Genomic DNA, 20429 nt, shown 5'->3' with positions numbered 1-20429 from the left:
TATAAGACAGGGTTTTTCGTATGTGTGTGTAAAAATGCAATATGTATATAGAAATAAATATAATGGAAATAAGAAAAGAGAAGCGGAGGAGTTAGTAGTGCGTGTATTAGTGAGTGGTGGGGGTACTGGTGGTCATATTTATCCAGCTCTTGCTTTAATTAGAGAAATAAAAAAGTTAAATCCAGAAGCAAGATTTTTATATATTGGTACGGAAAATGGACTAGAGAGTACAATCGTTCCAAAAGCAGGTATACCATTTCAATCTATTGTTATAAGTGGATTTAAACGAAAAATATCATTAGATAATGTGAAAACAGTAATGCGTTTTCTAAAAGGTGTACAAGATAGTAAACGATATATTCGTCGTTTTAATCCAGATATCGTAATTGGAACGGGTGGATATGTATGTGGACCAGTTGTATACGCTGCAGCCAAATTGGGTATTCCAACTATTGTACATGAACAAAATAGTGTACCAGGTGTAACGAACAAATTTTTAAGCCGTTATGTTGATAAAGTTGCTGTTTGTTTTGAAGCAGCTACAGAGCATTTTCCAGAGTCAAAAGTAGTAATGACAGGTAATCCACGAGCATCAGAGGTAATGGATCAAAGTGGAATGAAAGGGAAACGTTCAGTTGGACTTTCTCTTCCTAAAAAGTCTGTACTTATATTTGGTGGAAGTCGCGGGGCTAGACCGATTAACGATGCCTTTGTTGAAGCGATTGAACAGTTTGGGAACAAAAGCTACGAAATACTATATGTAACAGGTGAAGTGCATTATGACAAAGTGATGGAAGCCGTGAAGCAAAAAGGGAACCCGAACAATGTTATTATTAAGCCGTTCATTCATAATATGCCAGAGGTACTAACTGGTGTAGACCTTGTTGTTTCAAGGGCTGGGGCAACAACACTTGCAGAATTAACAGCGTTAGGAAAACCAAGTGTGTTAATACCGAGTCCGTACGTAACAAATAATCATCAGGAAAAGAATGCACGTTCAGTTGTTGATAAAGGAGCAGCAAAAATGTTACTTGAAAAAGATTTAACAGCTGAAACGCTTATTCGTGATATTGATGAGATTTTATTGGATGCACAAACATTACAAAATATGAAGCTAGCTGCTAAGCAACTAGGTATTCCAGATGCAGCAAATAAGCTGTATGAAGTAATGAATAAGCTTGTAAAAAAATAAAGTGAGGCTTTAATCAGTGGGGAGTGATTCTCTCTCGTTGATTATTACCTTTTACTAATCGGATGTTTACTGGCATCCCGATACCACTTAACTTCTTTGTTACCGCCGAATTTTGATTTAGGAGCTGTACTGCCCGTAAATAGAGGGATAACGTTAGGTGAACGCCCTGCATATTATTGTCATAAGGAGACTTAATATGGGGGAGATTGTCTATGGAACAATTAGTAAATGAGCTTATAGAAGCAGATGTTGGTCGTGTTTTAGTTAACGAGTCGTTAGCACGTTATACAACTATGAAAATAGGTGGACCAGCGGATATTTTAATTGTGCCAAAGCATGTAGCCGGTATTGAAAAAACATTACAGTTAGTAAAGCAATACAAAACGAAGTGGACTGTAATTGGGCGCGGTTCAAACCTTCTTGTATCTGATCAAGGCATAGAAGGTGTTGTTATTCGTTTAGGAGAAGGATTAGATCACTTAGAGGTCGAAAAACATAAGGTAAGAGTTGGTAGTGGATATCCTCTTATTAAATTGTCAACTTTACTTAGTCGTCAAGGGCTAGCTGGATTGGAGTTTGCAAGCGGTATTCCAGGAAGTGTCGGTGGTGCAGTATATATGAATGCAGGTGCACATAAATCGGATATATCGAGTGTATTATCGAAGGCTCTCATTCTGTTTGAAGACGGTACAATTGACTGGTTAACGAATAAAGAACTGGAGTTTTCTTATCGGGCATCTGTATTGCAAACGAAACGTCCTGGTATTGTTTTAGAGGCGGAGTTTCAATTAAAGGCGGGAAAACGTGAAGAAATTGTACGCAGCATGCAAAATAATAAAGATTACCGCCGTGAAACGCAACCATGGAATCACCCGTGTGCAGGAAGTGTATTTCGGAATCCAATCCCACATTTTGCAGGAGATTTAGTAGAAAAAGCAGGGCTTCGTGGTTATAGGATTGGTGGAGCTCAAATTTCTGAAATGCATGGCAATTTTATTGTTAATACCGGGGGAGCTTCAGCGCAAGATGTATTGTCTTTAATTGAATTAATAAAATATACAATTAAGGATAAATTTGATGTAGATATGCACACAGAAGTAGAAATCATTGGAAGATAACGGTTATTCGTTCCGCTCATTATCATTTATGTTATAATAAGAAGATAAGAACGGCATGAGGAACATGCCGTTCTTTATGTTACATAGGGGGATCGTACATGAATAATAGTAAAGTGATTAAACTACAAGATCGTGTACCAAAATTGAAAAATCAAAAGAAAAAAAACAAAAAAAATGTTAATCATCGATTGATTTTATACATATCAATTTTATTTTTATTAGTGCTCTTTTTAATTTATTTTCGGTCTCCGCTTAGTAATATAAAAAAGATTAGTGTGTTTGGAAATCACTATATGACGGATGAGCAAGTAATGAAGGATTCAGGCGTGACATATGATACAAGTTATTTCCGAGTGACAGCACATAAAGCTGAAGAAAACTTAACGAAGCGAAAAGAAATTAAAGCAGTAAATGTAAAAAAACGTTTTCCAAACAAGATTGATATTCATATCGAAGAATATTTAACGATTGGTTATATAAATAAAGAGGGAAAATTACAACCGTTATTAGAGAATGGAAAAACGCTTGATGTACTACCTAATGGAAAACTTCCTGTTGCAGCACCGATTTTCGAACCTTTTAAAGAAGAGAAAATGAAGGAGTTAATCGCTGAACTAGAAAAATTAACACCAGCTATTTTAAAATCTATTTCGGAGATTCGCTATTCACCAACGAATGCGAATGAAGATCATCTTACTTTATATATGAATGAAGGTTATGAAGTGAGCACTACGATTCAAAATTTCGCAAAACGTATGGAAGCCTATCCACTTATTTTAAAAACAATTGAGCCAGGTAAGAAGGTATTAATTGACTTAGAAGTAGGTGCATATACGAAAGAATTAGGTGCGGAAGAAAAAAAAGAATAGAATGGTAGTTTTCGTTGCTTATAGCAGAAAAAACGAAACGAATGTTCTATTATATGTATACGAATTTAGAAGAATGGTTCATTTGATGAAAAATATGTAAAAATTCTTAGATTCATACTAGTATTGGTACAAGTTTCACTTTTCTATGAGTACATCTTAGTGTAGACTTATACTTGGCGGTAAACTTTACACTCGAAATAGAATTATTTCAAGATAAGCAGTTATTTATAGTTTACTGCGATATTCTTAATTGAAATGCTAAATAAAAATAAGAAAAATATAGGGTTAAAAAAGGGAAACGTATAAAGACGTTGAATATTTTTCTTATAAATAGTAAAGTTGCGATTGTTGTTCCATATATTGAGTTGTATGGTATAAATAAAGAAGGAGGTGCCAAAGAATGAACAGCAATGAAATATATGTTAGTCTTGACATCGGTACATCCAATGTTAAAGTCATCATTGGTGAAATGGTTAATGACAGCTTAAACATTATTGGTGTTGGAAATGTAAAATCAAATGGTTTAAAGAAGGGATCGATAGTTGATATAGACGAGACTGTTCGATCAATTAAAAAAGCAATTGAACAAGCTGAGCGCATGGTGGGAATCCACATTGAGCAAGTTGTAGTAGGTGTCAATGCAAACCAGGTACAGCTACTTCCTTGTCACGGAGTAGTCGCTGTTTCAAATGAAGATCGTGAAATCGGGAATGAAGATGTCTTACGCGTTCTAGATGCAGCACAAGTTGTGTCAATTGCTCCAGAACGTGAGTTTATTGATGTGGTACCTCGACAGTTCATCGTAGACGGTCTTGACGAGATTAACGATCCACGCGGGATGATCGGTGTAAGATTAGAAATGGAAGGTACACTTATTACAGGCTCGAGAACTTTACTACATAACCTACTTCGTTGTGTAGAAAAAGCAGGTCTTGAAATTGTTGATATTTGTCTTCAACCTTTAGCGGCTGCAACAGTTGCTATATCTTCAGATGAAAAAAATAGAGGAGTAGCCCTTGTTGATATGGGGGGAGGATCTACAACTCTATCTATTTTTAAAGATGGAGAGTTACAAGCGACGAGCGTATTACCATTAGGTGGAGACCATATAACGAAGGATATTGCGATTGGGTTGAAAACTTCAACAGAAAATGCAGATCAAATTAAGTTGAAATATGGACATGCTTTTTATGATACAGCATCTGAAGAAGAGATGTTTACGGTTCCTATTATGGGAAGTGATCAAACAGAACAATATTCTCAGTTGGAATTATCGGATATAATAGAGGCTCGTGTAGAGGAAATTTTAATGTTTGTTCAAGATGAAGTGCGTAAGTTAGGAGTAAAGCAAGTGGCTTCTGGTTATGTACTAACTGGCGGAATTGCTTCTATGCCGGGTGTTCTTGATCTTGCATATGATATTTTACATGAAAATGTTCGTGTAGCAACTCCTGATTATATTGGTGTGCGTGAGCCCCAATATACAAGTGGAGTTGGATTAATTAAACATTCTTATCAAAAAGCTAAATTACGTGGGAAAAATGTGCAGGAAAAGCAAGAGCATTTTGAACCAGTACCAGCACCAGCACCAACGCCGGTACAACAGCAACCTGCAAAACAAAAAACTCGTAATCAAAACAATAATAATCAAAATGATGACCGCATGATGTCAAAAGTAAAACGTGTATTCCGTTATTTATGGGATTAAAATTGGACACGAAAAATGAGGTTCTAGGGGGATTTCGACATGTTAGAGTTTGATACTACTCAAGATCAATTAGCGAATATAAAAGTTATCGGTGTCGGCGGTGGCGGAAACAATGCTGTAAACCGTATGATTGAACACGGTGTACAAGGTGTAGACTTTATCGCTGTGAACACTGATGCACAAGCATTAAATCTATCAAAAGCTGAAACGAAAATGCAAATTGGTGGAAAATTAACGCGTGGACTTGGTGCAGGCGCAAACCCTGAAGTAGGGAAAAAAGCTGCAGAAGAAAGTAAAGAACAGATCCAAGAAGCACTTCGTGGTGCAGATATGGTCTTCGTAACTGCTGGTATGGGCGGTGGAACTGGAACTGGTGCAGCTCCAGTTGTTGCTCAAGTTGCAAAAGAATTAGGTGCTTTAACAGTTGGTGTTGTAACACGTCCATTTACTTTTGAAGGACGTAAGCGTGCGACGCAAGCAGCATCTGGTATTGCAGCATTTAAAGAAAATGTAGATACTCTTATTGTAATTCCAAACGATCGCTTATTAGAGATTGTTGATAAAAATACGCCAATGTTAGAAGCATTCCGTGAAGCTGATAACGTATTACGTCAAGGTGTTCAAGGTATTTCGGATTTAATTGCAACGCCAGGTTTAATTAACTTAGACTTTGCAGACGTAAAGACAATTATGTCTAATAGAGGTTCTGCTTTAATGGGGATTGGTTCTGGTAACGGGGAAAATCGTGCTGCAGAAGCAGCGAAAAAAGCGATTTCTAGTCCATTACTAGAAACATCTATTGATGGAGCTCAAGGTGTTATCATGAACATTACGGGTGGCGCTAACTTAAGCTTATATGAAGTACAAGAAGCGGCAGATATCGTAGCTTCAGCTTCAGATCCAGAAGTAAATATGATCTTCGGTTCTGTTATTAACGAAGGATTAAAAGATGATATCGTTGTAACTGTAATTGCAACTGGTTTTGATGATAGCATTGCAACTCAACCACCAAAACCAATTATTCGTCCGAATGCGAACCACACTCAACAACAGCAACAACCAGTAGCTCAACCTTCAAAACAACGTGAAGTAAAACGTGAAATGAAGCGTGAAGAGCCAGTTGTACATGAGCGTCATTCAGATTCAGATGATATCGATATTCCAGCATTTTTACGTAACCGTCGTAGACGATAAAAAAAGGAGCTTTTATGCTCCTTTTTTGTTTTTTAAATGGAAAAGACCTGTTTAGCAGGTCTTTTTTTATTTCGTATATTTCAATATATTTTGTTGGTGAAAATAAGAGTATATCATTCTATGAATTTGTACTTTTATTTTTTACCGACAGATTTTGTCTAGAAATCACAAAATAACAAAAAAACACCTCCGCAAATTGACACACTTTCCTATTGGATATGCATTATACTAGTCTCAACTTGAAAAAAGAGGTGAATTGTTTGGTTGTTTACGCCGACGTTGTTTGGTTGTTAAACGCCTGCATTGATTTTCTTTTGCTTTTATTAACAGCTACCGTGTTAAAAAAGAAGATCAAAAGATGGAGGCTTGTGTTAGGGGCATTTATAGGTTCAACTATTGTTATTTTTGCCTTTACTCCTTTTGCTTCTATGATGACACATCCAATTATGAAACTACTGTACTCGTTGCTTATTGTGTATACAGCATTTGGGTTTACAACATTTAGAAATTATGCACAAACTGTTTTTACTTTTTACTTTGTAACCTTTATGGTTGGCGGAGGATTAATTGGAACTCATTTCTTTTTGCAAACGAATGAAATGGTAAATGGATTGGTTCAATCTCAGTCAATTTCTTACGGCGATCCAATTAGTTGGTTATTTGTTATTTTTGGTTTTCCGGTAATTTATTATTTTTCTAAAAAGCGTATTGAAAGCGTAGAGGTCACGAAAATACACTATGACCAAATTGTGAAAGTAAAAATTCAATTGGCCGAAGAAGAACTAGAACTGGCAGGTCTTATTGACAGTGGGAACCAACTTTACGACCCATTAACAAAAACACCCGTTATGATTATGCATGTTTCATCATTAGAACATTGCTTACCATCTTGGTTAACAGAACAAATTTATTCCAAAACAGAAATTCCTCAAATACCAGAAAATGATTCTGGTTGGGCGACAAAATTACGTTTAATTCCTTTCCGTGCAGTAGGAGTAGAAAGTCAATTTTTGTGGGCAATTAAGCCTGACAGTGTGCAAGTTGATCATGAAGGTAGTTCTATTGTTGTAAACAAAGTATTAATTGGATTAAATACACAACAACTGTCTACTAATGGGGAGTATCAATGTATTGTGCATCCAAAAATGTTGATTTCACAAAAAATGGTGATCGCTTAATAATGAGAGGCGGGATAATATGATGAAATTAAAATTTTATTTAGTATACCTTTGGTATAAAGTATTGCTGAAATTAGGAATTAAGACCGATGAAATTTATTATATTGGTGGAAGTGAAGCGTTGCCACCACCGTTAACGAAAGAAGAAGAGGAAGTTCTTTTGAATAAATTGCCAAAAGGAGATCAGGCAGCAAGGTCATTACTTATTGAACGTAACTTAAGGCTCGTTGTATATATAGCAAGAAAGTTTGAAAATACAGGGATAAATATTGAAGATTTAATTAGTATAGGAACAATCGGCCTTATTAAAGCGGTAAATACATTTAATCCAGAAAAGAAAATAAAATTAGCAACATATGCATCGCGTTGTATAGAAAATGAAATTTTAATGCATTTACGTCGGAATAACAAAAATCGTTCGGAAGTTTCTTTTGATGAACCGCTAAACATTGATTGGGATGGGAATGAACTGTTGTTGTCTGACGTGTTAGGTACAGATGATGATATTATTACAAAAGATTTAGAAGCTACTGTAGATCGTCACCTTTTAATGAAAGCATTACACCAATTAAATGATCGTGAAAAACAAATTATGGAACTTCGGTTTGGGCTTGCTGGAGAAGAGGAAAAGACGCAAAAAGATGTGGCGGATATGCTTGGGATTTCACAGTCATACATTTCACGTTTAGAAAAAAGAATCATAAAAAGATTACGAAAAGAATTTAATAAAATGGTGTAAAGAATAAGACCAGCCGTTATCTAGGCTGGTCTTATTCTCTTTCGTTGTATGGGAAGAGATAACGAAAATGAAAAATGAAGAGAAAACCGCATGCATAAAATCCCCTTCAAAGGAAATACTTTACACTGTACAGCAACTCCCGATAGGAGGGAACACTTTGACGAGAAACAAAGTAGAAATTTGCGGTGTTGATACAGCTAAACTTCCCGTACTAAAAAATGATGAAATGCGTAAATTATTTCGTGAAATGCAAAGTGGAGAGATAAGCGCAAGAGAGAAATTAGTGAATGGAAACTTACGTCTTGTACTGAGCGTCATCCAAAGATTTAATAACAGAGGAGAATATGTTGACGATTTATTTCAAGTTGGTTGCATCGGACTTATGAAATCCATTGATAATTTTGATTTAGGCCAAAATGTAAAATTTTCAACGTATGCTGTGCCGATGATTATTGGGGAAATACGCAGATATTTGCGTGATAACAACCCGATTCGCGTATCTCGATCATTACGAGATATTGCGTATAAAGCGTTACAAGTTAGAGAGAAATTGATTGCAGAAAATTCAAAAGAACCAACAGCAATGGATATTGCAAAAGTGCTTGAAGTGACTCATGAAGAAATTGTTTTTGCATTAGACGCGATTCAAGATCCAGTTTCATTATTTGAACCGATTTATAATGATGGGGGAGATCCTATCTTTGTTATGGATCAGTTAAGTGATGAAAAACAAAAGGACGAGCAGTGGGTTGAAGAACTAGCGTTGAAAGAAGGAATGAAGCGTTTAAATGATCGAGAGAAAATGATTATTAGAAAACGTTTCTTCCAAGGAAAGACACAGATGGAAGTTGCAGAAGAAATTGGGATTTCCCAAGCGCAAGTATCACGTTTAGAGAAGTCAGCTATTAAACAAATGAATAAAACGATTCAAGGATAAGGTCTCACCAATTATGGTGAGACCTTTTTATATGTAATATGGTTTGTGCTCATAGTAGGGGATTAGTGTTCATATAATGAAACTAGCATGGTGTTTCGTATAGGTGGCTTCCTGTAAATATGAGAAACAGCTTCCAATTCGTCATATAAGGGAGAGGATAAAAATGGTGATACGAATTTCAGAGTTACAGATGAAGGATGTTATAAATATTTCAGATGGAAAAAGGATTGGGAATATTGGAGATATTGAAATTGATATGAACACAGGGAAAGTTTGTTCTGTTATTATTTCCAAACAGACACGTATGCTAGGTATTTTTGGAAAAGATGTTGAAATTGTAATTCCTTGGAAGGAAATTGTGAAAATTGGGGAGGATGTCATACTTGTAAGAGTAGATCCTGTTAATACTGTAACAGAATCAATACAAACACCGACAATTTCATAAAGAATATTACAAATTCCTCTTTTTTTTCTGTTAGGATTATGAAAAAATAAAAGTATGGTAAAATAGACAGGAAGTACCATGCTTTTTCTGTTATTTTAATTAAAAGGAGCCGCTTTATTATGAGAGAACCATTTAAATATGTGGACGGTATACTGTATTTACAAGCGTGGAAAGAACTTGGAAACATTACTGCTGGATTTACGACAAAAGATGGTGGGATAAGTACGGGCTCCTTTCATGCGATGAATTTAGGATTACATGTGAATGATATCGTGGAGAACGTTCATGAAAACAGACGCATTTTAGCAAATAAGTTACAAAAACCATTAGAAAACTGGGTTTGCTCTGAACAAGTTCATGATCATCATGTTGAAAAAGTAGGACAACAGGAAAAGGGAAGTGGCGTCTATTCATATGAGGACGGCATTTCAAAAACAGATGGCATTTATACGAGTAATGAAGATGTTCTGTTAACGTCTTGTTACGCGGATTGTGTTCCGCTCTATTTTTATGCACCATCACATGGTATGATAGGACTTGCGCATGCTGGATGGAAAGGCACTGTACAAGAGATTGCAAAGGAAATGATTCAAAAGTGGAATGCAGAAGGTATTTCAAGTGATGAAATTCATGTTGCAATTGGGCCGTCGATCGGATCTTGTTGTTATGTTGTGGATGATCGTGTATTAACAGCAGCACAGAAAGTAATTAACGGTGCTGTTCCTCATCAAAAAATTTCTGACGGGCAGTACGCAATTAATTTAAAAGAAATTAATCGTATATTATGCGTACAAGCAGGCATAAAAGAAGAGCATATTGTAATGTCATCTCTTTGTACAAGCTGTGAAGAGCAACTATTTTTCTCTCATCGTCGTGATCAAGGTAAGACAGGAAGAATGTTGAGTTTCATAGGTTTTAAGGAGGAAGGAAGCAAGTGACAGTACAAGAAAATTTAGTAATTGTAAACGAAGCTATTAAAGAATCTTGCGCTCGAGCTGGACGTTCGTTGCAAGATGTTAAACTTATTGCAGTTACAAAAACTGTAGGGATTGAAAAAACAAACGAAGTAATTGAAACTGGAATTATCGATTTAGGTGAAAATAGAAATGAAGGTTTCTTACAGAAATATGAGCATTTCGGTTCAAAAGTTAATTGGCACTTTATTGGCTCATTACAAACGAGAAAAGTAAAAGAAATTATTAATGAAATTGATTATTTACATTCGTTAGATCGTCTTTCCCTGGCGAAAGAAATTCAGAAACGTGCTGATAAGAAAGTGAAATGCTTTATTCAAGTGAAAACCTCATCTGAAGAATCGAAGCAAGGATTGGCAATAGAAGAGGTTGTTTCTTTTATTCAAAGTTTGCAAGAATTCGATAAAATTGAAGTGGTTGGACTAATGACGATGGCTCCATTTACAGAAGAAGAGGAAGAAATCAGACGCTGTTTTAAGGAATTACGTATGCTACAAACAGAGGTGCAGGAGCTAGAGTTATTACATGCGCCATGTAAAGAATTATCAATGGGAATGTCCAACGATTACACGATTGCAATTGAAGAAGGGGCTACATATATTCGTTTGGGAACGATTTTAGTAGGAAAAGCGTAAAAGGAAGGAGAATCTTATTATGAGTTGGTCAAAAGTAAAATACTTCTTTTTTGATACACCGGAAGAAAAAGAGGCAGCTCAATATGGTTATGAAAAGGAGCAAACAGACATGAAAAAGCAGCAAGATCCACCAGAACAACAAGATGTTACGTTTCCGAAAGCGCAACCGAAGCAAAATGTTGTGAGTATTGAAACAGCAAAACAATCTTCAAAAGTTGTTTTATTAGAACCACGCACATATTCGGAAGCACAAGGGATTGCGGACCACTTAAAAGGTAGACGAGCTGTTGTAATTAATTTGCAGAGAATGTCTACTGATCAAGCGGTACGTATCGTTGACTTTTTAAGTGGTACTGTATACGCTATAGGCGGGGACATTCAAAAAATAGGACCGAAAACATTTATGTGTACACCTGAAAATGTAGATATTGTTGGTGCAATTTCAGAGTTATTCGGTGAAGAAGAAGAAACAAATATAAAGAGGTGGTAATACGCCATGACAACAGTTTTAATGGTGTTAAGTTCTGCTATCGAGATTTACTCGTGGGCACTGATTATTTACATTCTCCTATCATGGTTTCCTGGTGCAAAGGAATCATCTTTTGGAGAGTTCTTGGCGCGAATTTGTGAACCGTATTTAGAACCATTCCGCAGATTTATTCCGCCGCTTGGTATGATTGATATTTCTCCACTCGTTGCGATTTTTGCGTTAAAACTTGCTAAAAGTGGTTTGTTCAGTTTGTTCAGCTATTTCTTATAGTAAGAGGTTAAATACATGAGCATTTACGAACATTTTAGGCCTGATGAAGAGGTCTTTGTAGATAAAGTGCTAGAGTGGAAGCGAACGGCGGAGTACCATCAAGTGAAATTAACAGACTTCCTTGATCCAAGACAGCAACAAATTGTTTCTATGGTAATTGGACAAGGAGATGTTGCTGTGCAATTTGGTGGTGCAACGCCTAATGCAGAGCGTAAAAGAGCACTCATTTATCCAGACTATCTAGAATTAAATGAAGAAGAATTTCAAGTAGAAGTATTAGAAATTGACTATCCTTCCAAGTTTTATACGCTAGAACATAGGCAAATATTAGGTACATTTATGTCACTTGGTTTAACGAGAGAAAAATGTGGTGATATTTTGCTGCAAGAAAATCGTGCCCAAATTGTAGTTGCGAAAGAAATCGTATCGTATATTGAGATGAACTTACAATCAATAGGGAAAGTAAAAGTCTCTTTAGTGTCAGTGCAAGGAGAACAAATTCTACAGATACATGAAACGTGGGGGGAGAAATCTGGAACGGTTTCTTCACTTCGTTTAGATGTTATGTTAGCTGAAATGTTACATTTATCTAGACAGAAAGTACAACCTTTCATAAAAAATGGTTTAGTAAAAGTCAATTGGAAAACAGTGGAGCAAACTTCTTATGAATGTTATCCAGGAGATGTTTTTTCTGTTAGAGGATATGGACGAAGCAAATTATTTTCTGTAGAAGGTAGAACAAAACGCGACAAATGGAGAATTTTGTATGGTATACTAAAATGATTGGTTTTTTAGAAGGAAATCCTCCTATTTTGTCGAAGAAAAGATATAATTGAAAGAGGAAATTTAGATAACTACTTGGAGGTGGCGTTGTGCCGTTAACACCATTAGATATTCATAACAAAGAATTTGGTCGCGGATTCCGTGGCTATGATGAAGATCAAGTAAATGAGTTTCTTGATCAAATTATCAAAGATTATGAATTGGTCATTCGTGAGAAAAAAGCTTTAGAAGAAAAAGTTGCGCAGTTAGAAGGGAAGTTAGATCATTTCTCTAATATTGAAGATACGTTAAACAAATCTATCGTTGTTGCACAAGAAGCAGCGGAAGAAGTAAAACGTAATGCGCAAAAAGAAGCGAAATTAATTGTGCGTGAAGCTGAAAAGAATGCAGATCGTATTATTAACGAAGCATTAGTAAAATCAAGAAAAGTTGCTTTTGATATTGAAGAGCTAAAGAAACAAGCGAAAGTATTCCGAACTCGTTTCCGTATGTTATTAGAAACACAGCTTGAAATGTTAAACAACGATGATTGGGATAAACTAATTGAGTTAGAAGACGAAGTAGATGAACTGTTGAAGAAAGAAGAAACAGTGTAAGCTTGACGTTTTTCTCATTATTACATATAATTTTAAACAACATATTTATTAAGAAAAACGAAGATAGGGATAAGTACCTTTTCAAACCTTATATAGCGAACTGAGGATGGTGTAAGCTCAGGATAAGGAGATAGTGGGAATATCACCCTGGAGTTCCGCGCTGAACAAATAGAGTAAGCGTAGGCGTGTATTCGCGTTAAGAATATAAGAGGATTCTATACATATGTATAAAATCTACTAGGGTGGTACCGCGGGAGACTTTCTCGTCCCTTTTTGGGATGAGAAAGTCTCTTTTTTATTCCGTTTTTTAAGTATTTCTTTTATACATGTAAGGAGGAATTGAGCATGGAGTACAAAAATACATTACTGATGCCGAAAACAGAGTTCCCAATGCGTGGGAATTTACCAAAACGTGAGCCTGCAATGCAAGAAAAATGGGCTGAAATGAATATTTACGAAAAAGTACAAGAACATACAAAAGGTCGTCCTTTATTTGTATTGCATGATGGACCTCCATATGCGAATGGTGACATTCATATGGGACATGCATTAAATAAAGTATTAAAAGACTTTATTGTTCGTTATAAATCAATGACTGGTTTTAGTGCGCCATATGTTCCAGGATGGGATACGCACGGTTTACCAATTGAACAAGCTTTAACAAATAAAGGTGTAAAACGTAAAGAAATGACAGTTGCTGAGTTCCGTAAGTTATGTGCAGAGTATGCATATGAACAAGTAGAACGTCAACGTGAACAATTTAAGCGTCTAGGTGTACGTGCAGATTGGGATAATCCATATATTACTTTAGAGCCAGCTTATGAAGCACAACAAATTAAAGTGTTTGGTGACATGGCGAAAAAAGGTTATATCTATAAAGGGCAAAAACCAGTTTACTGGTCTCCAACGAGTGAATCTGCTTTAGCAGAAGCTGAAATTGAATACCAAGATAAAAAATCAGCATCTATTTACGTAGCATTCCCTGTAAAAGACGGAAAGAACGTATTAGAAGGTGATGAAAAGTACATCATTTGGACAACGACACCTTGGACATTACCTGCAAACTTAGGTATTTCTGTTCACCCAGAGCTTGAATATAGCATTGTAAAAGTAAATGATGAGAAATATATTATTGCTTCTGAGCTGTTTGAGACAGTTGCAAAAACGTTAGAGTGGGAAAATGCTGAAGTTGTGAAGACAGTAAAAGGTAGCGAACTTGAGTACACAGTTGCAAAACATCCATTCTACGATCGTGATTCATTAGTTATGCTAGGAGATCATGTAACAACAGATGCAGGTACAGGTTGTGTTCATACAGCACCAGGACATGGGGAAGATGACTTCATTGTTGGTAAAAAGTATGGATTAGAAGTACTTTGCCCAGTTGATGATAAAGGTGTATTAACAAATGAAGCACCTGGATTTGAAGGCTTATTCTATGATAAAGCTAACAAGCCAATTACAGAAAAATTAGAAGAAGTAGGCGCTTTACTGAAACTAACATTCATTACGCATTCATACCCACATGATTGGAGAACGAAAAAACCAATTATTTTCCGTGCGACAGCACAGTGGTTTGCATCTATTGAAGCATTCCGTAAAGAATTAATAGAAGCTGTAGCGGAAACAAAATGGGTACCAGCATGGGGAGAAACTCGTCTTCATAATATGGTTCGTGACCGTGGTGACTGGTGTATTTCTCGTCAGCGTGCATGGGGTGTGCCAATTCCGGTATTCTATGCTGAGAATGGTGATCCAATTATTACGGATGAAACAATTAACCATGTAGCAGATTTATTCCGTGAACACGGTTCAAACGTATGGTTCGAGCGTGAAGCGAAAGATCTATTACCAGAAGGATTTACACATCTAGGTAGCCCAAATGGCGAATTCCGTAAAGAAACAGACATCATGGATGTATGGTTCGATTCAGGTTCTTCTCACCAAGCGGTATTAGAAGAGCGCGAAGATTTACAGCGTCCAGCTGATTTATATTTAGAAGGATCTGACCAGTATCGTGGTTGGTTTAACTCTTCATTATCAACAGCAGTTGCTGTAACAGGTAAAGCTCCATATAAAGGCGTATTAAGTCACGGTTTCGTACTAGATGGTGAAGGGCGTAAAATGAGTAAGTCGATTGGAAACATCGTCGTACCGAAGAAAATTATGGATCAATTAGGCGGAGATATTTTACGCTTATGGGTATCTTCTGTTGACTATCAATCTGACGTACGTATTTCAGATGATATTTTAAAACAAGTAGCAGAAGTGTATCGTAAAATCCGTAACACATTCCGTTTCTTATTAGGAAACTTAGACGACTTTAAGCCAAGTGAAAATGCAGTAGCTGTATCTGAACTTCGTGAAGTAGATCGTTACATGTTAGTGAAATTAAATGACTTAATTACAAAAGTTAAAGAAGCATATGAGACATACGACTTCGCTGCTGTGTATCATGCAATTCATAACTTCTGTACAATTGATTTAAGCTCATTCTACTTAGACTTTGCAAAAGACATTTTATACATTGAAGGTGCAAACCACGAAGATCGTCGTGCAATTCAAACTGTATTATATGATGTTCTTGTTGCGTTAACGAAACTTGTAACACCAATCTTACCGCATACAGCTGATGAAGTATGGCCATACATTCCAGGCGTAACAGAAGAAAGTGTACAATTAACTGATATGCCAGAAGCTGTACAATTAGATGACGCGGAAGCATTAAAAACAAAATGGGATGCATTTATGACATTACGTGATGACGTGTTAAAAGCACTAGAAGTAGCTCGTAATGAAAAAGTAATCGGTAAGTCATTAAATGCAAGCATTACGCTATATCCAACTGCAGAAATGAAAGCTATGTTAGAGTCTATTAGCGAAGACTTAAAGCAATTATTCATCGTTTCTGAGTATAAACTTGGTGGTATGATGGAAGAAGCGCCAGCAGATGCACCGAAGTATGAACATACAGCGGTTGTTGTTGCTCAAGCAACTGGTGAAACATGTGAACGTTGTTGGGTAGTTTCAGAAACAATTGGTAAAGATGCTGAACATGAAACATTATGTGAGCGTTGTGCAACAGTTGTTAAAGAAAACTATGTAAAATAATAAAAAAACTGACTGCTATTCATGCAGTCAGTTTTTTTATTTTGATGATATATCAAAATAACTTTCAGGCTCTTTCCTGTGAAGGAAAAATGTGTGTGAGGTAAGCAAATAAATTTCGGACACACTAACTGTACATTACAGCTAGGAGGAATGTACACGTGAATGAAATTTACATGGAAATAAAAGAAGAATTGCAATTGATGAGAAAAGAGTTGCAAGAGAGACTAGCTAAAGAAGTAATGCACAAATATGATGTCGAGTTCAGCCAAGAGCTTGGATATGAAATTAAGGAAGAGATAAAGAAAAAATTGCTATTACATGATATAAAAGAGGATTTAAAGGATGTAGAACGCGCATTATTTAAAATGGAAATAGACATGTATGGTATTTGTGAAGAGACGGGGAGATTAATTTCGACAAAGCAAATGAAGACAATGCCGACTGCCCGTACGATTCATGAATTCTTCTATGAAAAGGTAAATGTATGAATACGCACAACGATATTATATTACCTTTTTTTAATTTATTTTATTCTTCTATAAAGGTTCATTGTGAAAAGGTAGCAGCTATGCTAAAATTTTGAGGTACACTGTCTTTGTGGGGGAAATGAAAATGATATATTATGTAATAGCGTTATTTGTCATTGCTATCGATCAAATATCGAAGTGGTTAATTGTAAAGAACATGGAATTGGGTACGAGTATTCCGATTATCGACAATGTATTATACATAACATCACATCGAAATAGAGGCGCTGCTTGGGGTATTTTAGAAAATAAAATGTGGTTCTTCTACATTATTACAGTTGTTTTTGTAGTGTTTATCGTATTTTATATGAAAAAGTATGCGAAAACAGACAAGCTTCTAGGTATTTCGTTAGGCCTAATTTTGGGCGGGGCAATTGGTAACTTTATTGATCGTGTATTTAGACAAGAAGTAGTGGATTTCATTCACGTGTATATTTTCTCGTACAACTATCCAGTATTCAATATAGCTGATTCAGCATTATGTATTGGTGTTGTATTAATTATTATTCAAACATTATTAGAAGGCAAGAAAGCGAAGGAGTAATTGAATGAGTGAAGTAGTACAAGTAACAGTTGCAGAAGAGCAAAAAAATGAGCGAATTGATAAATTCGTTGCAGGAATAAATAACGAATGGTCACGTTCACAAGTACAGCAATGGATTAAAGATGATGTTGTGACGGTAAACGGGAAAGCAGTAAAAGTGAATTATAAAGTAAAAGAAGAAGATGAAATTACAGTAACGATTCCTGAGCCGGAAGAGTTAGATATTCAACCAGAGGATTTAAATTTAGAAATTTATTATGAAGATGCAGATGTGCTTGTTGTAAATAAACCACGCGGTATGGTTGTACATCCAGCACCAGGGCATACAAGTGGTACACTTGTAAACGGCCTTATGCACCATTGTACAGATCTATCAGGCATTAACGGTGTAATGCGTCCGGGTATCGTGCATCGTATTGATAAAGATACATCTGGATTATTAATGGTTGCTAAGAATGATATGGCACATGAATCGCTTGTAAATCAGCTTGTAGCCAAAACAGTAACGAGACGTTACAAAGCGATTGTACACGGTGTGATTCCGCATGATAAGGGAACGATAGATGCTCCGATTGCTCGTGATAAGAAAGAGCGTCAAAGTATGACAGTTGATGAAAATGGTAAAAACGCTGTTACGCACTTCCAAGTGTTAGATCGTTTTAAAGACTTTACACTTGTAGAATGTCGCTTAGAAACGGGACGTACGCACCAGATTCGTGTTCATATGAAATATATTGGCTATCCACTTGCGGGAGATCCGAAGTATGGTCCGAAGAAAACGTTAGATATGAATGGGCAAGCACTTCATGCGGGTATTTTAGGCTTTGATCATCCTCGTACTGGTGAATATATTCAGTTTGAGGCACCGATTCCAGAAGTATTTGAAGAAGCATTAAATATTTTACGGAAATAGTATTGACAAATCATAAGAAAACTGAGATACTGACAACAGTTAAATAATGATCCTTTAACACAGCCCCGTGAGGTTGAGAAGGTAACGGTTTGAAATACTTAGGGTATGCTGTACCCTTTTTTCAAAAGTCCTCTCGCACACGCTGAGAGGACTTTTTTTATACCATTACTCTCACGCAAGAAAAAAAGCTTGGAGGTGTAGAGCATGCAAGAGAAAGCTGTCGTTTTAGATGACCAAATGATTCGCCGCGCTTTAACACGAATTAGTCATGAAATCGTGGAACGAAATAAAGGTGTCGATAATTGTGTTCTTGTCGGAATTAAAACTCGTGGAATTTTTATTGCACAACGTTTGGCAGAACGAATTGGTCAAATTGAAGGAAAAGAAATGGAAGTTGGAGAGTTAGACATTACGTTATATCGTGATGATTTAACACTACAATCGAAAAATAAAGAACCACTTGTAAAAGGTTCTGATATCCCTGTAGATATTACGAAGAAAAAAGTTATCCTTGTGGATGACGTATTATATACAGGAAGAACAGTTCGAGCAGCAATGGATGCTCTTATGGATTTAGGTAGACCATCTCAAATCCAACTAGCGGTTCTTGTTGATAGAGGTCATCGTGAACTACCAATTCGCGCTGATTATGTAGGAAAAAACATTCCAACATCAAGTGAAGAGCGTATCGAAGTTGATTTGCAAGAGACAGATCAACAAGATCGAGTAAGCATATACGATAAGTAAAGCCCTTTTAAATGTAGTCCTGTGAGGCTGCCAAAGGGTCTTGGCTTTCATATGTCAAATTTGGCATACGAAAGTGTAGGACTCTTTGTGCACAGGCACAAAGAGTTTTTTTATTGCAAAGATTTAAACTGAAGGAGGATGTAACAATGGAACAAAAGCCAGTGTTAGACGTTAATGAAGTACCGAAACCGGGAAAATGGTTATTTTTAAGTATACAACATTTGTTCGCGATGTTTGGATCAACAGTGCTTGTTCCGTTTTTAACAGGATTGAATCCATCAGTAGCATTAATATCAAGTGGATTAGGAACGCTAGCGTTTCTTCTTATAACGAAAGGTCAAGTACCTGCCTATCTAGGATCATCATTCGCCTTTATCGCACCGATTATAACAGCGAAAACGGCAGGTGGACCGGGAGCAGCAATGCTTGGCGGTTTGCTAGCAGGGCTTGTGTACATCTTAATCTCACTCGGAATTAAGAAATCAGGATCAGAGTGGATTATGAAATTACTACCACCAATCGTAGTTGGTCCAGTAGTAATGGTAATCGGTCTAGCTTTAGCACATACAGCAGTTAACATGGCGATGAACGGTGCGGATGGCAAATATAGCTTTACACACTTTTCAGTAGCATTAGTAACATTAGCAATTACAATTATCTGCTCGATATTCGGAAGAGGATTTTTCAGTATCATACCAGTGTTACTTGGCATTATCGGCGGATATATCTTCGCTTACTTCCAAGGGCTAGTCGACTTAAAGCCGGTAGCTGAGGCGAAATGGTTTGTTGTACCAGATTTCACAGTACCATTTGTAACATACACACCAGAGTTTTCATGGAAGATTGTACTCTTGATGGTACCAGTTGCACTAGTAACAATATCAGAACATATCGGACATCAAATTGTACTAGGAAATGTTATTAAAAGAGATTTAATTGAAAAACCAGGTTTACACCGTTCAATCTTCGGTGATGGAGTAGCAACATTAATCGCATCACTTATCGGTGGACCACCGAATACAACGTATGGTGAAAACATCGGTGTGCTAGCAATTACGAGAGCATACAGTGTATACTTATTCATCGGTTCAGCAGTGTTCGCAATCATGTTCGGATTTATCGGTAAGGTTTCTGCACTGATACATTCGATCCCAACACCAGTTATGGGTGGTGTATCAATCTTACTATTCGGTGTAATTGCATCAAGCGGATTACGCATGATGGTAGATGATAAAACAGATTTAAGTGACAAACGAAACTTAATGATTGCATCAGTAATACTAGTAATCGGTATTGGTGGAGCGGTACTTCACGTAGGGGAATCGTTCCAAGTAGAAGGAATGGCACTAGCAGCAATTGTAGGTGTACTGTTAAATCTACTACTACCGGAAACGAAACAAATAAAACAACCTAAGCAGATTGCTTCATAATAATAACCTTTTAATTCAGTCCTGTGAGA

At 36.5% G+C, this 20429-nt stretch carries 21 protein-coding genes and 1 other annotated feature; all 21 genes read left to right on the top strand.

Features of this window, described 5'->3' with window-relative positions:
* The first annotated feature begins 97 nt into the window (after nt 1-97).
* The 21 genes from murG (at nt 98) to uraA (ending at nt 20400) form a co-directional block, all read left to right on the top strand.
* Complete coding sequence (murG, locus tag AC241_RS19305; protein ID WP_043315791.1) at nt 98-1192, top strand: undecaprenyldiphospho-muramoylpentapeptide beta-N-acetylglucosaminyltransferase; 1095 nt, start codon at nt 98-100, stop codon at nt 1190-1192.
* A gap of 212 nt (nt 1193-1404) precedes the next feature.
* Nucleotides 1405-2310, top strand: coding sequence for a UDP-N-acetylmuramate dehydrogenase (murB, locus tag AC241_RS19300; RefSeq protein ID WP_016080478.1), 906 nt, complete (start codon nt 1405-1407; stop codon nt 2308-2310).
* Between the two features lie 98 nt (nt 2311-2408).
* Nucleotides 2409-3179, top strand: a complete 771-nt coding sequence (divIB, locus tag AC241_RS19295; RefSeq protein ID WP_001065789.1) for a cell division protein DivIB — start codon at nt 2409-2411, stop codon at nt 3177-3179.
* A gap of 400 nt (nt 3180-3579) precedes the next feature.
* A complete protein-coding gene (gene ftsA, locus AC241_RS19290; RefSeq protein WP_001087557.1) occupies nt 3580-4887 on the top strand; it encodes a cell division protein FtsA in 1308 nt (435 codons plus the stop codon).
* 39 nt (nt 4888-4926) lie between these two features.
* Nucleotides 4927-6081, top strand: coding sequence for a cell division protein FtsZ (gene ftsZ / locus AC241_RS19285; RefSeq protein ID WP_000888984.1), 1155 nt, complete (start codon nt 4927-4929; stop codon nt 6079-6081).
* Between the two features lie 260 nt (nt 6082-6341).
* Nucleotides 6342-7259, top strand: a complete 918-nt coding sequence (spoIIGA, locus tag AC241_RS19280) for a sigma-E processing peptidase SpoIIGA (protein WP_000261975.1) — start codon at nt 6342-6344, stop codon at nt 7257-7259.
* Nucleotides 7260-7278: 19 nt separating this feature from the next.
* Complete coding sequence (gene sigE, locus AC241_RS19275; RefSeq protein WP_000976947.1) at nt 7279-7998, top strand: RNA polymerase sporulation sigma factor SigE; 720 nt, start codon at nt 7279-7281, stop codon at nt 7996-7998.
* A gap of 157 nt (nt 7999-8155) precedes the next feature.
* Complete coding sequence (gene sigG, locus AC241_RS19270) at nt 8156-8935, top strand: RNA polymerase sporulation sigma factor SigG (RefSeq protein WP_000197753.1); 780 nt, start codon at nt 8156-8158, stop codon at nt 8933-8935.
* 163 nt (nt 8936-9098) lie between these two features.
* Nucleotides 9099-9380 (top strand): YlmC/YmxH family sporulation protein, encoded by a 282-nt coding sequence (locus AC241_RS19265; RefSeq protein WP_016080480.1) that lies wholly within the window; start codon nt 9099-9101, stop codon nt 9378-9380.
* A 119-nt stretch (nt 9381-9499) separates the two neighbouring features.
* Nucleotides 9500-10318: a peptidoglycan editing factor PgeF gene (gene pgeF, locus AC241_RS19260; RefSeq protein WP_029443134.1), complete on the top strand. Its 819-nt coding sequence runs from the start codon at nt 9500-9502 to the stop codon at nt 10316-10318.
* Nucleotides 10315-10989 (top strand): YggS family pyridoxal phosphate-dependent enzyme, encoded by a 675-nt coding sequence (locus tag AC241_RS19255; RefSeq protein WP_016080481.1) that lies wholly within the window; start codon nt 10315-10317, stop codon nt 10987-10989. The genes pgeF and AC241_RS19255 overlap by 4 nt, the downstream gene beginning before the upstream one ends.
* A 19-nt stretch (nt 10990-11008) precedes the next feature.
* The gene (locus tag AC241_RS19250; protein WP_000119129.1) at nt 11009-11479 is read left to right on the top strand and encodes a cell division protein SepF; all 471 of its coding nucleotides are present in this window, start codon (nt 11009-11011) and stop codon (nt 11477-11479) included.
* A 6-nt stretch (nt 11480-11485) separates the two neighbouring features.
* Nucleotides 11486-11749: a YggT family protein gene (locus tag AC241_RS19245; protein WP_000214324.1), complete on the top strand. Its 264-nt coding sequence runs from the start codon at nt 11486-11488 to the stop codon at nt 11747-11749.
* A gap of 15 nt (nt 11750-11764) precedes the next feature.
* A complete protein-coding gene (locus AC241_RS19240; protein WP_016080482.1) occupies nt 11765-12532 on the top strand; it encodes a YlmH family RNA-binding protein in 768 nt (255 codons plus the stop codon).
* Between the two features lie 89 nt (nt 12533-12621).
* Entirely contained in the window at nt 12622-13128 is a 507-nt protein-coding gene (divIVA, locus tag AC241_RS19235; RefSeq protein WP_001131611.1) for a septum site-determining protein DivIVA, read from the top strand.
* A 51-nt stretch (nt 13129-13179) separates the two neighbouring features.
* Nucleotides 13180-13402: a binding site (T-box leader), on the top strand.
* Nucleotides 13403-13473: 71 nt separating this feature from the next.
* Nucleotides 13474-16239 (top strand): isoleucine--tRNA ligase, encoded by a 2766-nt coding sequence (gene ileS2 / locus AC241_RS19230; protein ID WP_050844460.1) that lies wholly within the window; start codon nt 13474-13476, stop codon nt 16237-16239.
* 158 nt (nt 16240-16397) lie between these two features.
* Complete coding sequence (locus AC241_RS19225; protein WP_001002956.1) at nt 16398-16727, top strand: TraR/DksA C4-type zinc finger protein; 330 nt, start codon at nt 16398-16400, stop codon at nt 16725-16727.
* Nucleotides 16728-16851: 124 nt separating this feature from the next.
* Nucleotides 16852-17310: a lipoprotein signal peptidase LspA gene (gene lspA, locus AC241_RS19220; protein ID WP_000642180.1), complete on the top strand. Its 459-nt coding sequence runs from the start codon at nt 16852-16854 to the stop codon at nt 17308-17310.
* Between the two features lie 4 nt (nt 17311-17314).
* Entirely contained in the window at nt 17315-18223 is a 909-nt protein-coding gene (locus AC241_RS19215; protein WP_016080485.1) for an RluA family pseudouridine synthase, read from the top strand.
* 204 nt (nt 18224-18427) lie between these two features.
* Complete coding sequence (gene pyrR / locus AC241_RS19210) at nt 18428-18970, top strand: bifunctional pyrimidine operon transcriptional regulator/uracil phosphoribosyltransferase (RefSeq protein ID WP_001156491.1); 543 nt, start codon at nt 18428-18430, stop codon at nt 18968-18970.
* Nucleotides 18971-19116: 146 nt separating this feature from the next.
* On the top strand, nt 19117-20400 hold the full coding sequence (gene uraA, locus AC241_RS19205) for a uracil permease (protein ID WP_029443132.1): 1284 nt from the start codon (nt 19117-19119) through the stop codon (nt 20398-20400).
* Nucleotides 20401-20429 lie beyond the last annotated feature (29 nt).

This window comes from Bacillus thuringiensis, assembly GCF_001182785.1.
Taxonomy (GTDB): domain Bacteria; phylum Bacillota; class Bacilli; order Bacillales; family Bacillaceae_G; genus Bacillus_A; species Bacillus_A thuringiensis_S.
This window is presented reverse-complemented; position numbering and strand designations above follow the sequence as displayed.